This is a genomic window from Nocardia camponoti (genome assembly GCF_014646135.1).
Classification (GTDB): domain Bacteria; phylum Actinomycetota; class Actinomycetes; order Mycobacteriales; family Mycobacteriaceae; genus Nocardia; species Nocardia camponoti.
In genome coordinates, this window is record NZ_BMMW01000002.1 from 1454632 (window position 1) to 1468833 (window position 14202).

General features: G+C 64.0%; 11 protein-coding genes. All 11 read left to right on the forward strand.

Annotation, left to right across the window (positions count from 1 at the left end):
* Positions 1-33: 33 nt before the first annotated feature.
* Positions 34-540, forward strand: a complete 507-nt coding sequence (locus IEX78_RS14690) for a phosphatase PAP2 family protein (RefSeq protein ID WP_188829610.1) — start codon at positions 34-36, stop codon at positions 538-540.
* A 26-nt stretch (positions 541-566) separates the two neighbouring features.
* Entirely contained in the window at positions 567-1499 is a 933-nt protein-coding gene (locus tag IEX78_RS14695) for a decaprenyl-phosphate phosphoribosyltransferase (RefSeq protein ID WP_188829611.1), read from the forward strand.
* Positions 1500-1608: 109 nt separating this feature from the next.
* A complete protein-coding gene (locus tag IEX78_RS14700) occupies positions 1609-3396 on the forward strand; it encodes an arabinofuranosyltransferase AftB family protein (protein WP_188829427.1) in 1788 nt (595 codons plus the stop codon).
* 158 nt (positions 3397-3554) lie between these two features.
* Complete coding sequence (locus IEX78_RS14705) at positions 3555-4640, forward strand: alpha/beta hydrolase (protein WP_188829428.1); 1086 nt, start codon at positions 3555-3557, stop codon at positions 4638-4640.
* 284 nt (positions 4641-4924) lie between these two features.
* The gene (locus IEX78_RS14710) at positions 4925-5947 is read left to right on the forward strand and encodes an alpha/beta hydrolase (RefSeq protein ID WP_268240900.1); all 1023 of its coding nucleotides are present in this window, start codon (positions 4925-4927) and stop codon (positions 5945-5947) included.
* Positions 5948-6217: 270 nt separating this feature from the next.
* Entirely contained in the window at positions 6218-7207 is a 990-nt protein-coding gene (locus IEX78_RS14715; RefSeq protein ID WP_188829613.1) for an alpha/beta hydrolase, read from the forward strand.
* A gap of 161 nt (positions 7208-7368) precedes the next feature.
* Entirely contained in the window at positions 7369-9195 is a 1827-nt protein-coding gene (locus tag IEX78_RS14720; protein ID WP_188829429.1) for an alpha/beta hydrolase-fold protein, read from the forward strand.
* A gap of 120 nt (positions 9196-9315) precedes the next feature.
* Complete coding sequence (locus IEX78_RS14725; protein WP_229683967.1) at positions 9316-9840, forward strand: DUF732 domain-containing protein; 525 nt, start codon at positions 9316-9318, stop codon at positions 9838-9840.
* 1 nt (position 9841) lies between these two features.
* A complete protein-coding gene (locus IEX78_RS14730; RefSeq protein ID WP_188829430.1) occupies positions 9842-10825 on the forward strand; it encodes a cutinase family protein in 984 nt (327 codons plus the stop codon).
* Positions 10826-11001: 176 nt separating this feature from the next.
* Positions 11002-12021, forward strand: a complete 1020-nt coding sequence (locus IEX78_RS14735) for an LLM class F420-dependent oxidoreductase (RefSeq protein ID WP_188829431.1) — start codon at positions 11002-11004, stop codon at positions 12019-12021.
* Positions 12022-12213: 192 nt separating this feature from the next.
* Positions 12214-14121 carry a long-chain-fatty-acid--AMP ligase FadD32 gene (gene fadD32, locus IEX78_RS14740; RefSeq protein WP_188829432.1) on the forward strand — a complete coding sequence of 636 codons (1908 nt, stop codon included), beginning with the start codon at positions 12214-12216 and terminating at the stop codon, positions 14119-14121.
* The last annotated feature ends 81 nt before the right edge of the window (positions 14122-14202 follow it).

Genomic DNA, 14202 nt, shown 5'->3' on the forward strand with positions numbered 1-14202 from the left:
GGCGAGTGCGACTGTGCGTGCGAAGGCGAGTACGTGCCCTTCGAGGTCGGCGTCATCAACACCGTCCAGCACACCATCGGCAACAACCCGGCCGTGGTTTCCGCGGCGCGCGGGATGTCGCACTTCGGTGAGCACGCGCTCGGCTGGATCGGCATCGCCGCCGCTGGCTGGCTCGTCGACAAGCCGCGTCGTCGGCAGTGGGCTGGCGTCGCCGTTGGCGCGGTTGGCGCGCACGCCGCTTCGATCGTGATCAAGCGGATCGTGCGTCGGCCCCGGCCGAACGACCCGTTGGTGCAGGTCAACGTGTCGACGCCGAGCAAGCTGAGCTTCCCGTCGTCGCACGCGACCTCAACGACAGCCGCCGCGGTGCTGCTCGGTAGGCTGACCGGGCTGCCGCTTCCCGCGGTCATTGTCCCGCCGATGCTGCTGTCCCGCGTTGTCCTCGGTGTGCACTACCCTTCCGATGTGCTCGCCGGTTCCGCGCTCGGAGCCGCCTCGGCCGCAGCCGTCCTGGCTGCTGAAAAGAAACTCCGCAAGTGACCGCAACTGAAAGAACTTTGGCCCAGATGAGCGAAGAACCGTCCGCCGCCGTCCTGGACGAGGCTGTTGTCAAAGGCCCGCCGAAGACTCTCGTCGGTGGCGTCATCAAGGCCATCCGCCCACGTCAGTGGGTGAAGAACGTCCTCGTGCTCGCCGCGCCGCTCGCGGCAGGTCCCGAGGTGCTCGGCGATTCGAGCGTGCTGATCAAGGTCGGCATCGCCTTCGTCGTCTTCTGCATGGCTGCCTCCGGCATCTACCTGGTCAACGACTCGCTCGACGTCGAAGCCGACCGCGCGCACCCGACCAAGCGGTACCGGCCCATCGCGGCTGGCGTCGTTCCGGTCAACCTGGCTTACGTACTTGCCGTCGGGTTCCTGCTCGGCTCGCTCGCGATCTCGTTCCTCGCGTCGTGGCATTTGGTCGTCGTGATGGCCGTTTACATCGCCATCCAGCTCGCCTACTGCTTCGGTCTCAAGCACCAGGCCGTGCTCGACATCTGCATCGTTTCGTCGGGCTTCTTGCTGCGCGCTGTCGCCGGTGGCGCTGCCGCTGGCATCGCGCTTTCTCAGTGGTTCCTGCTGATCATGGCCTTCGGCTCGCTGTTCATGGCCGCGGGCAAGCGCTACGCCGAACTGCAAATCGCCATCGACACCGGTGCCAAGATTCGCAAGTCGCTTGAGTACTACACCCCCACCTACCTGCGCTTCATTTGGACGCTCGCGGCAACGGCCGTCGTCGTGTTCTACGGCCTGTGGGCGTTCCAGCAGGACTCGGCTCGAGACACCCAGTGGTTCTCGATCTCGATGATCCCGTTTACCATCGCAATCCTGCGTTACGCGGTCGACGTCGACGGTGGCGAGGCCGGTGAACCCGAAGAGATCGCGCTGGGGGACCGCATCCTCCAGTTCCTCGCTATTGCTTGGATCGGAGCGGTAGGTGTCGCTGTCTATCTCACCTGACGAGATCGTGGTAGCGGAACAGGAAAGCGCAACAAAGCAAGAGTCGGCACCTGCGCTAGCTAGTCCGAAGCGTTTCGCTGCTCTGTCCCGCGCCACGTTCTTTGGTGGGATGGCGATTACCGTCGCCCTGTTCGCCTTTGGGGCGTGGCAGCGGCGGTGGATCGCCGACGACGGCCTCATCGTGTTGCGCACGGTGCGCAACATCCTCGCTGGCAACGGCCCGGTCTTCAATGCCGACGAACGCGTTGAAGCGAACACGTCGACGGCGTGGACGTTCATCGTCTGGTTCTTCAGCTGGCTCACCCAAGCGCGACTTGAGTACGTCGTGCTTGGTGTCGCGCTCGGCGTTTCGCTGCTCGCGATCGTTTTCGCGATGGCAGGCACCGCACGCCTTTACGGCGGAACCTCAGGTCAGCTGCTGCTTCCTGCGGGCGTGCTCGTCTACATCGCGCTGCCGCCCGCGCGCGATTACGCGACGTCAGGGCTCGAAAGCGGCCTCGTCATCTGCTGGGTCGGGCTGCTGTGGCTGCTGATGATGCGGTGGAGTCAGGCGAAGACAGTGCGGATTCCCGCGCTGCTCGCGTTGGTTTTCGTCGCGGGACTCGCGCCGCTGATTCGCCCTGAAGCCACGCTGATTGGCGTCGCCGCGCTCGCGATGATCTTCCTCGCACCGATGCCGCAGTTCCGGTTCGGGCCGATTGTTTTGCGCGCGCTGATCGTCGCGGTCGCTGGCTTCGTGCCGGTCGCGTACCAGATTTGGCGCATGGGCTACTACGGCCTGCCCTACCCGAACACGGCCGTCGCCAAGGATGCGGGCGGCGCTAAGTGGGGTCAGGGCATGACCTACCTGTGGGACCTCGTCGGGCCCTACTACCTGCTGATTCCGCTGATCACGCTGCTTGCGGCTGGCATCGGGCTCGCTGTTTCCCGTGGAACCTTCGCATTGCCTCGCTCGATCAGCGCGTTCCGCGACTGGTTGCGTTCGCCTAGCGCGGTCGTCGTGATGGTATTGGCGAGCGGCCTGCTGCTTACCGTCTACGCCGTGCGCGTCGGCGGCGACTTCATGCACGGTCGCGTGCTGCTCACGCAGTTGTTCCTGCTGCTGTTGCCGGTGGCCGTTGTGCCGATCCGGTTGCGCGCGGTGCGTAAAGCGGACTTGTCGACCGGACTGCTGCTGCTTGCGCTGCTGGTGAGCGCGGGCTGGGCGGTTTACGCGTCAGCGACAACCGCGATCACAACCGGAACCAAGATTCGCGCGTCCGGCATCGTCGACGAGCGCATCTACTACGTGCTCAACACCGGCCACGACCACCCGATCCTCGCCGAGGACTACCTCGACTACCCGCGCATGCGCGCGATGGTCGAAGGCATTCAGAACACGCCAAACGGTGGGCTGCTGCTGAACTCGCCGTCGTTCACGTTCTGGTACATCGTCCCGCCGCCGGAACCGATCCCGCCGGGCGGCGCTGGGCATACGGTTTACTTTCTGAACCTGGGCATGACCAGCATGAACGTGCCGCTCGACGTGCGCGTCATCGACCCGATGGGCCTCGCCTACCCGCTCGCCGCGCACTCGGACCGACTCTCCGACGGCCGCATCGGCCACGACAAGAGCCTCTACTCGGACTGGGTTGTCGTCGACGCTGGCATGGTCGACCTACACCCGTGGATGCCCTGGTACATGGACGAGAAGTGGGTCGATCAGGCGCGGGTCGCGATGTCCTGTCCTGATACCCAGGCGCTATTACTTTCGACGCGCGGTGAACTGACGCGTGAGCGGTTTATCCACAACCTGCGACACGCCATGGAGTTCGCGAAATACCGCATCGACCGGGTGCCGAAGTACGAGATCGAGCGCTGCGGACTCGTCAACCCGCACCCCGAGCCGCCGCGCTAAGTCGCATCGGCGTCACGTCGGTCCAGGTGGGCGAGTGGGCTACGCCCTAAAAATCACATATCGGTAACGCGTGGACGCCGACGTAACGATATGGTCTTGCGAGAGGGAAACAACCCCGCGGCTCCGGGTGAGCCGCTTGAGGAAAGGCCCAAATCTAAATGCGTGGCGGACGTCTCAGAGCCAGGGGAGCCTCCTGGCTCAAGAAGTCGGTGTTGGTCTCGCTGGCAGTGGCACTGCCCATCGGGGGAGCAATTGCCGGACCAGTGGGGATTGGAACCGCGAACGCGGCATTCAACCCGTCGGGATTCGACTTTTGGGTCGACTCGGAAATGGGCCCGATTAAGTCGCGCGTCTTCCGCGCGAACGATGGCAACACCAACCGCGTTGTCTACGCGCTCGACGGGATGCGCGCGCGTGACGACCTCAACGGCTGGGAAATCGACACCAACGTCGCCGCCGCGCTGCAGGCAGCCAACATCAACGTCGTGATGCCGATCGGCGGCCAGTCGAGCTTCTACGCCGACTGGAACGCCCCGTCGAGCTTCTTCGGCCTCGATGGCAGCTCGGCCGGTTCGTCGGGCAGCTCAAGCGGCTCGGCGAAGACCGGTTCGGCTTTCACCGGTTCGTCGATCGCGCCCGCTCAGGTGGCTGGCAAGAAGAACACCTACAAGTGGGAATCGTTCCTGACCTCGAACCTGCGCAACGCGCTGTCGAGCCGTCTTGGCTTCAAGACCACCAACAACGGCGTTTTCGGCCTGTCGATGGGCGGTTCCGCCGCGCTCACGCTGGCTGCCTACCACCCCGACCAGTTCAGCTACGCGGGCTCGTTCTCGGGTTACCTCAACATCTCGGCACCGGGTATGCGTGAGGCGATGCGCGTCGCGATGATTTCGGCCGGTGGCTTCAACATCGACGCGATGGCACCGCCGTGGGGCGGCCAGTGGTTCCACATGGACCCGTTCGTCTTCGCGCCTCGTCTTGTCGCTAACGGCACGCGCCTTTGGGTTTCCGCCGCCGCTGGCGTTCCCGGTGCTGGCGACGTTTCCAACCCGATGGAAATTGTTCAGGGTGTGCCGCTTGAGCTGCTCGCGATGGTGAACAGCCGCGCGTTCCAGGTCCGTTGGGCCACGCTCGGTGGCGACAATGCCACGTTCGACTTCCCGATCCAGGGCGTGCATAACTGGCGCAACTGGGAGACCGAAGTCAACCGCATGATCCCGGACCTTTCGGCCCACATCGGCTAACCGCCTTTCCTCAGCAACCGCCCCGGTACCGCTTGGTGCCGGGGCGGTTTCTCGTTTTTGTCTCAATCCGAGGCAGCGGTGGTGACGAATTATGGGCGAGAGTTGTGTACGGGGTCACTTTCCAGCAACATATAGTCACTCTGTTCTGATTGATTCACAGTGAGCATGCGCCGAGGTCTACTTGTCCGTTTTGCCCAAGGATTAGTCGTTCTCGGCATCCGGTGAGGATCCGATCGTGTAACTCGGGGTTTGCGCGATCGCTCTGCTGAGAAAGGTCTGATCGAATGCGTACAAGAGCGTGGGTTCGACGGTTGGCCGCGGGGGTGTCGATGGCGCTCCTTGTTCCAGCAACCGCCATAGTCGGCGGAATGGCCGCCCCAGCGTCGGCCGGATTCAACGACCGCGCGTTCGACTTCTGGGTCGATTCGGGAATGGGTCCCATCAAATCGCGTATTTTGCCCGCCGCCGACGGCAATAGAGAGCGGGTTGTCTATGTGCTCGACGGGATGCGCGCACCGGAACATCTCAACGGTTGGGAAATCGAAACCGATATTCCCAACGCACTCGCCGCCGCGAATATCAATGTGGTGATGCCCGTTGGTGGCATGTCGAGCTTCTACGCCGACTGGAACGCGCCAAGTGAATTCTTCGGAATTCCGGCTGGCGGTCCAGGCAACTCCGGTTCTGGCGCGGCCAACGCGCTCGCTGGCGGCCCGGGTAAAAGTTACCGCTACCAGTGGGAATCGTTCCTCACCAACGACTTACGCAATGCGCTCTCCGAACGCCTCGGGTTCCGCAACTATCGCAACGGCGTCTTCGGACTTTCGATGGGCGGCTCGGCAGCGCTCACCCTCGCCGCCTACCACCCCGACCAGTTCTCGTTCGCCGGTGCGTTTTCGGGCTATCTGAATATCTCCGCGCCCGGCATGCGTGAGGCCATCCGCCTCGCGATGCTCGACGCAGGCGGCTACAACGTCGATTCGATGGCGCCACCGTGGGGCCCGAACTGGCTGCGCATGGACCCATTTGTGTTCGCGCCCAACCTCGTTGCCAACGGAACGCGCGTCTACATCGCGGCCGCGTCGGGCTTGCCGAGCGCGGGCGACGGGCCAAACATGAACACCGTCAACGGCATGGCACTCGAAGCGCTCGCCCTCGCCAACACCCGCTCATTCCAGGTACGCATGGCCACCCTGGGCGGCGGCAACGCCACCTACTCGTTCCCCGCCTACGGGATTCACGCGTGGAACACCTGGAACGATGAGGCGCTGCGCATGATCGGCGATTTGTCGAACAACATCGGTTAGCTTTTCCAGCTTTTCCAAGACGAAGCAATGGCACGCGACCTCAAGTCGCGTGCCATTGCTTTGCTTATGGTGCGAGCCGCTGTGCCGCAACAAAGTTCACTCACCGACCCTCCCCTTGCACGCCTTCGGTCCGTCGAATATCCTCCAGCGAGCGTAAGTGTGACCAGATCGTTGTTTCACCTCATCTGATCGCGCATGAACTGTCGGGATTCGCGTGCGATCGCAAGCAGCTCTGGCATGCAACAACAGCAGAAAGAGAGCGGAATCCACATGCGTTTCGGCAAGGCCGGTTGGCGTAATCGAATTCTGACCCTGGGGACGGCGGCACTTGTTGCTCCGATCGCCGTCGGCGTGGCCCCGACCGCGCTTGCCGCGCCCGCGCCCATCGCGGCGCCGGTGCTGCGCGCGCCTGCGGGTGGCTACGAGGAGCTGATGGTCCCGTCCAAGATGGGCCCGATCAAGGTTCAGGTCCAGTGGGCCAAGAACGGTGGCAACGCCGCGCTTTACCTCCTCGACGGTCTGCGCGCCCGCGACGACAAGAACGCGTGGTCGTTCGAAACCAACGCACAGCAGCAGTTCGGCAACGACAACGTCACCCTGGTGATGCCCGTTGGCGGACAGTCGAGTTGGTACACCGACTGGGCGCAGGCCTCAAACACCAACGGCCAGAAGACCACCTACAAGTGGGAGACCTTCCTTACCGAAGAACTCCCCAACTTCCTTGCCGGATACGGCGTATCGAAGACCAACAACGCGGTCCTCGGCCTTTCGATGTCGGGTCCTGCCGCGCTGCGTCTCGCCGCGCTGCACCGCAACCAGTTCAAGCACGCGTCCTCGCTCTCGGGCCCGTTGAACTGGGGTGCGCCCGGCATGCGTGAGGCCATCCGCGTGATGATGCTCGACGCTGGCCGTTTCAATGTCGACTCGATGGCTGCGCCGTGGAGCCCGGCGTGGCTGCGCATGGACCCGATGGTCTTCGCCCCTGAGCTGCGTGGTCTGCCGATGTTCATTTCGTCGGCCAGCGGCCTGCCTGGCGGTCACGACAAGCCTGCCGGGCTCGGCGGCGCGTACAACACCGCCAACGCGATGGGCATCGAGGTCATTTCGATGGTGTCTACCCGCGCGTTCCAGGGCCGCCTGAATTCGCTTGGTATCCAGGCTGTTTACGACTTCCCCGCCACCGGTACCCACTCGTGGAAGTACTGGGAAGACGAGCTGTGGAAGGCGCGTCCGCACATTCTCAAGGCACTCAACGCCTAAGAGTTTTCCGCTAGCTAATTCGTTAAGGCTGGTTCACCCGCTGGGTGGGCCGGTCTTTTCGTTGTTGTCGCGGCGATGCGTGTCTGCCCAGTTATTGCCTGGTACCGGTGTACAAAAACACAACGAGGTACTTCGGTCTGCGGGGACGAGGAGGTCGCGCTATGTCGAAACGCGGTGTCGCTGCGTCGCTGCGGCGAATTCTGGGCCTTGCCGCCGTTACGGCCGCATTGCTCGCCCCAACCGTGGTTGTCCCGGTCGCACAGAGTCAGCCTGGGGTAGCCGAAATTCAACGGGTCGAATGGCTGTCGGACCGTCGGGTCGCGCTCACGGTGCACTCGCCCGCGATGAATACCCCGATTCAGGTGCAAATGTTGCTTGCACGGGATTGGAATTCCCATCCCGACGCGAAATTTCCGATGATGCTGATGCTCGACGGTTTGCGCGCGATGGACGACGAAAACGGTTGGACCAAAGACGCCGATGCTGAGGGCTTTTACGCCGACAAGAATGTGAATGTTGTCTTGCCGGTTGGCGGACAGTCGAGTTGGTACACCGACTGGCTCAGCCCCGACAACGGGCGCACCTACAAGTGGGAAACCTTCCTCACCAAGGAACTTCCGCCCCTGCTTGAGCGTGACTGGCGTACAACGGATGTCCGTGGGGTAGAAGGACTTTCGATGGGTGGCACCGCCGCGATGAACCTCGCTGGCCGCAACCCCGGCCTCATGAAATTCGTCGCTTCGTATTCAGGTTTGCTCACAACGACAACGCTGGGCATGCCGCAGGCGATTGGTTTCGCGAATAAAGACGCTGGTGGGTTTGACGCCGTCGCGATGTGGGGTCCGCCTGGTGGACCGGAATGGGCGGCACACGACCCGTATTTGCTCGCTGATCAGCTCAAAGGCGTGAGCATGTATGTCTCTAGCGGCAGCGGATTGGCGGGCACGCACGATCATGCGAGCGCCGATGTTCCGCTGTTGAGCGACAACTGGGCGGGCACTGGATTGGAAATTCTGTCGCGACTTTCCACCCAGAATTTCGTCGCGAAATTGGAGAAATTGGCGATTCCCGTGCAGGCGAGTTATCGGCCAGCGGGTACCCACACCTGGCCTTATTGGGATTTCGAGATGCGGCAGTCGTGGCCGCAGGCGGCTAAGGCGCTCGGTGTCGACGAGGGCGGCGCGGAATGCGGCGCTGGTGGCGCGATCGGCGGAGTCGCGCAGGTGGCGAATTGGCTCGGCAACTGCTTGACCGGCGAATATCACAGCGGGCCCGCGATCGTGCAGGACTTCGCGAACGGTCGCGTTTTCTTCTCCCCAGCCACTGGCGCGCATCCGGTTTCAGGTCGAATTGGCGGCGCGTACACCGGTTTTGGTGGCGCTTCATCACCGCTCGGGTTGCCGACGGGCGAGGAGCGCGGACTGCCCGACGGACGTGGTCGACTGCAAACCTTCGAAGGCGGCTCGATCTACTGGACCCCGCAGACGGGCGCGCAGGTGATTCGCGGTGCCCTCCTCGACGCCTGGGACAAACAGGGTTTCGAAGGCGGCCCGCTCGGTTATCCGACGGCCGCCGAGGCGCGCACGCCTAGCCGCGACGGCGCGGTGCAGTCGTTTGAGCACGGTCCGCTGTTCTACAGCGCCGCGACCGGCGTGCATCGCGTGCAGGGTTTCATCCTCGACAAGTACGGGCAGCTCGGCTTCGAGAACAGCCCACTCGGGTTCCCCGTCGCCGACGAAGCGCCGATCAAGGACTTCGGCCACTTCAGTCGATTCGAAGGTGGCTCGATCTATTGGAGTCCGCTCTCGGGCGCGTGGTCGGTGCGCAACGGGCCCGTCAGCGACGCGTGGGCGGCGCAAGGGTTCGAAAACGGTCGACTTGGGTACCCGACCAGCGACGAATTCCCGGTCGCAGGCGGCGTTCAGCAAAACTTTCAAACCGGGTTCATCGTCGTGCGCGACGGCAAACCCGAAGTTCACGGGGTGTAAGCGCGGACTGAGAATGCGATAAGCATCCAACCGCACCCCGCGACGTACCCCATTGTGGCGCTAGCCTGGTCTGCGACCGCGTCCTGGGAACAATCGAGAACAGTCGAGGTAGACATCTTCATGCATGCGATGCTCCGGATTTCCGGCAAGGTCGCCGGATCGGTCGCGGCGGCTGCCGCGCTCACCGTCGCGCTGACCGCCTGTGGCGACAACGAGTCGACCGCGTCCAAGACGCCAACGCTGTCGGCGTCGGCAACCACGTCGGTCGCCGCGACCACGCCGCCGTCGGTCGTCGTGCCGCCGAGCGCCGCCGACACGACAAGCGCCGCACCGGAAACGACAAGCACTGAGGCACCGCAGCCGGCCCCGATCACGAGCGACACCCCGGCTCCCGCGCTTTCGGGCAAGGACGCCGCGTTTATCAACGAGCTCAAGGCCAACGGCGTCACCCCAGCCGACCCGCAGAGCGCGATCGTCGCGGCCAGCTACATCTGCTCGACGAAGGGTTCGGGCATTTCCGATGCCGACCTGTCGACGTTCGTAGGCGCGATCGCCGGTACCGACGCCTCGTTCGAGAAGTCCGGCCTCGACGTCGATAAGGCGGCCAAGATCTACATCGCCGCCGCGAACAAGACTTACTGCTGACATGAACGCCCGGCCCCGCCGTCCCCGCAGGTTATGGCCTGTTGGGTGCTTGACCGTGCTCGCCGTCTTCGTGCTGGCGATCGTCGTCATCATCGTCGCTTGGTATTTGCTCGCCGGTCGGCTGCGCGAACCAGGCCCGACGCCGCCGGGGCCGACCCCAACGCCGTCATCGCAACCGGCGTCGTGTCCAGATGTCATGTTCTTGTCGATTCCGGGAACGTGGGAGTCGTCGAGCAACGACGACCCCTACAACCCGCATGCGAACCCGATTTCGTTGATGCTCAGCGTCACCGGGCCGTTGCGCGCGCAGTTCCCGGACAATCGACTTGAGGTTTACACCGTTCCTTACGTCGCCCAGTTCTCGAATCCGATCGCGATTCCGCCGGACGGCCAGGCGTCCTACAACAACAGCCGCACCGAAGGCACCGCGCGGGCGACCAACGTGCTCGCTGAGCGGTACAAGGAATGCCCGCTCACCAATTACGTGATCGCTGGCTTCTCGCAGGGTGCCGTGATCGCGGGCGACATCGCCGCCCAGATCGGTGCTGGCAACGGACCCATTCCCGCCGACCGCGTCCTGGGCGTCACCGTGATCGCCGACGGTCGCCGCACCGGCGAGACCGGCCCCACCGATCCGGTCCAGGTCGGCACGGTCACTGGCGTCGGCGCGGAAGTTGCCCTGCGCGGCATCAACGTGCCCGGCATCTCGATGACCGGCCCGCGCCCAGGCGGCTTCGGTTCGCTCGCGCCCAAGGTCAATTCGATCTGCGCGCCCGGCGACATGATCTGCGACGCCCCTCGCGAAGCACTCAACCCCGTCAACGCGATCGGCAGTTTGCAGGCGCTGATCCGGTCGGCGGGCAACCCGGTGCACGCGCTGTACGCGACCAACACCGTCGACGCCAACGGCACAACGGCGACGCAGTGGACGGTCAACTGGGCGGCCGACCTCATCGAGAAAGCCCCTTACCCACCGCATTCGTGAGCACACGCGTTCCGGAGTAGTCACAGTCACACTGGGCGTCGATTTGCCATGATTCACGCCCGGATGTGACATCCGTACGCCCCGCGAGCCACACGCTGTAAAGTGCGCTGATGATTGGGCCCACATAACCCCGCACACGCGTACGCGAAGACCGCCAAGCCAGGAGCGAAGAGTTCATGACCGAAGCAGCCGCACCCGTCGCCGAGTTAAGCGCGTTGGGTACGCCGCTACGTCCGTTCCGCTTCGCGGCGGCCGGCGAGGGCAACAAGCAGGAGGGCGGCGCGCGTAAGTTCATCGCAACCGCGCAGCAGGCCGAAGAGTACGGCTACGACACCTTCGTTGTGCCCGATCATCTTGGCGACCAGATCGGTCCCATTGCCGCTCTCGGCGCACTCAGCCAGGCAACGGACAAAATCCGGCTCGGCACCTCGGTTCTCGCGAACGGCTTCCGTCACCCGGTTGTGCTCGCCAAGGAACTGGCGACCATCGACGTGCTATCCAAGGGTCGACTTGAGGTCGGCGTTGGCGCGGGCTGGATCAAGGATGAATTCGAGAACGCTGGCATCCCGTATGAGCGTCCCGGCGTTCGCCTGGAGAAGCTCGACGAGTCGCTGACGATTCTCGACACGCTGCTGCGTGGTCAGGTGTGCAACTTCGACGGCAAGCACTACCAGGTGCACGACGTCAAGGGCACGCCTCGGCCTCGACAGGGTCCGCGTCCGCCGCTGTGTACCGGTGGCGGTGGGCCGAAGATGCTTGCCTTGGCGGCCAAGCACGCCGACATTGTTTCGGTCGTGCCGCAGACAACCAAGAACGGCAAGGGCCTGCTTTCGGGCATCACCTTGGAGAAGACGATCGAAAAGGTCGAACTCGTCAAGGCCGCTGCCGGTGACCGGTTCGCCGACATCGAACTCAACTGGGCTATCACCGCGATCGTCATCACCGACGACCGCGAGAAGACGGCCGAGATGGCGTTGCGGGCCATCGAACGTGGTCTGCACCCCGACCTTGAGGTCGACATCGAGCTCACCGTCGAACAGATTCTTGAGTCGCCTTACATCGCCATTGGCACGTTCGAGGAAATCGCCGAGCAGGTCAAGCGTGTGCGTCAACTCACTTCGATGTCGTACGTTGGCATCTTCCCCACCCAGATGGATGCTTTCGCACCGGTAATTGAGCTGCTGCGAGAGGAATGAGCGTGCCCGCTCTGTAACATCAGTCTGGTTTTTAGACATAGCCAATAGCGGTCACCGCGCAGACCGCTCGAAAATCCGCAGGTTGTCAGGTCCGAACTGACACGCCGGTGGCGATAGCGAGTCGAGGCCTCACAGGCGTTCGTGCCGTCAACAAGCGCGCCTGGGTTTTTGCGCCTCGGAGGAGAAGAAGGAATGGAAGAGACTTTCGACGACTACCTGGACGAGACCGGGAATATTCGTATTCCCGAGGGCGCGACCCTGGTCGATCACGTCGAGAAGCACACCCGAAATGATGCGAACACGCTCGCGTACCGCTACATCGACTATTCGCGGGAACGCGATGGCGAGGTGCACGAGCTCACGTGGCAGGAGTTCGGTGTTCGGCTGCGCGCGGTGGCCGCTCGCCTCCAGCAGGTCACGAACCCGGGCGACCGGGTCGCGATTCTCGCGCCGCAGGGCCTCGATTACGTGATCTCCTTCTTCGCCGCGATCTACGCGGGCACCATTTCGGTGCCGCTGTTTGATCCGGAGGAGCCGGGCCACACCGACCGACTGCACGCGGTGCTCGGCGACTGTGAACCTGCCGCGATCTTGACCGCCACCTCTTCGGCGGCTGGCGTTCGGCAGTTCTTCCGCGGCCTTCCCGCCGCGCAGCGTCCGCGCATCATCGCCGTCGACGCGATCCCCGACACGCTCGGTGATTCGTGGGTGCGTCCCGATACCGCGATCGACGACATCGCCTACTTGCAGTACACGTCGGGTTCCACCCGTGTGCCTGCCGGCGTTGAGATCACCCACCGTGGCGTTGGCACCAACCTGCTGCAGATGATCAATTCGCTGAACATGAACGAGAACTCGCGCGGCGTCACCTGGCTGCCGTTGTTCCACGACATGGGTCTGCTCACGGTGATCCTGCCTGCCGTCGGCGGCAAGTTCATCACCATCATGTCGCCGAGCGCGTTCGTGCGTCGCCCGTCGCGCTGGATCAACGAGCTCGCCGCCGTTTCCGACGGCGCTGGCACGTTCGCGGCCGCGCCGAACTTCGCGTTCGAACACGCCGCGGCGCGTGGCGTGCCGAAGGCTGGCGAGACGCTCGACCTGTCGAACGTGATCGGCCTGATCAACGGTTCTGAGCCGGTCACCGTTTCGTCGATGCGCAAGTTCAACGAGGCGTTCGCGCCCTACGGCCTGCCCAAGACCGCGATCAAGCCCTGCTACGGCATGGCTGAGGCGACGTTGTTCGTTTCGGCGACGCGCTCCGAAGACGAAGCCAAGTACGTCTACGTCGACCGCGACGAGCTCAACCGTGGCCGCATGGTCCGCGTCGAGCAGGGTGCTGAGAACGCCATCGCCCAGGTTTCCTGCGGCTACGTCGGTCTTTCGCAGTGGGCCGCGATCATCGATCCCGAGTCGGCCGACGGCGGCGAAGGTCGCGAGCTGCCCGACGGTCACGTCGGCGAGATCTGGCTGCACGGCAACAACATGGGCATCGGCTACTGGGGTCGCCCCGACGAGTCGACCAAGACCTTCCGCAACCGCGTCACCGAGCGTCAGCCCGGCGGCCACACCGAAGGCACGGCCACCGACGCCGACTGGATGCGCACCGGCGACTTCGGCGTGTACTTCGACGGCGAGCTTTACATCACCGGTCGCGTGAAGGACCTGGTGATCGTCGACGGTCGCAACCACTACCCGCAGGACCTTGAGTTCTCCGCGCAAGAAGCGTCTACGTCGCTGCGTCCCGGCTTCGTCGCCGCGTTCGCCGTGCCCGCTAACCAGCTGCCCGCCGTTGTCTTCGACGACAACAACTCGGGGCTGCGTTTCGACGCCGATGATGCCTCTGAGCAGCTCGTTATCGTCGCCGAGCGTGGTCCGGGTGCCGGTAAGGCCGACCCCGGCCCGATCGCCGACGCGGTGCGTGCCGCGGTGTCGCAGCGGCACGGTGTGACCGCGCGCGACATCCTGCTTGTGCCTGCCGGATCGATCCCGCGCACGTCGTCGGGCAAGATCGCGCGCCGCGCATGCAAGGCCGCTTATCTAGAGGGAACGCTTCGCGGTGGTTACACACAGCAGGCTTTCCCCGATGCACCGGAAGAGTAATTGGCCCGACCGGTTCGTAGTGCGGCCCGCGCGCTTGTCGTAAAGCGCGCGGGCGGCATTCCACGGCGCGCCCGGTAGACC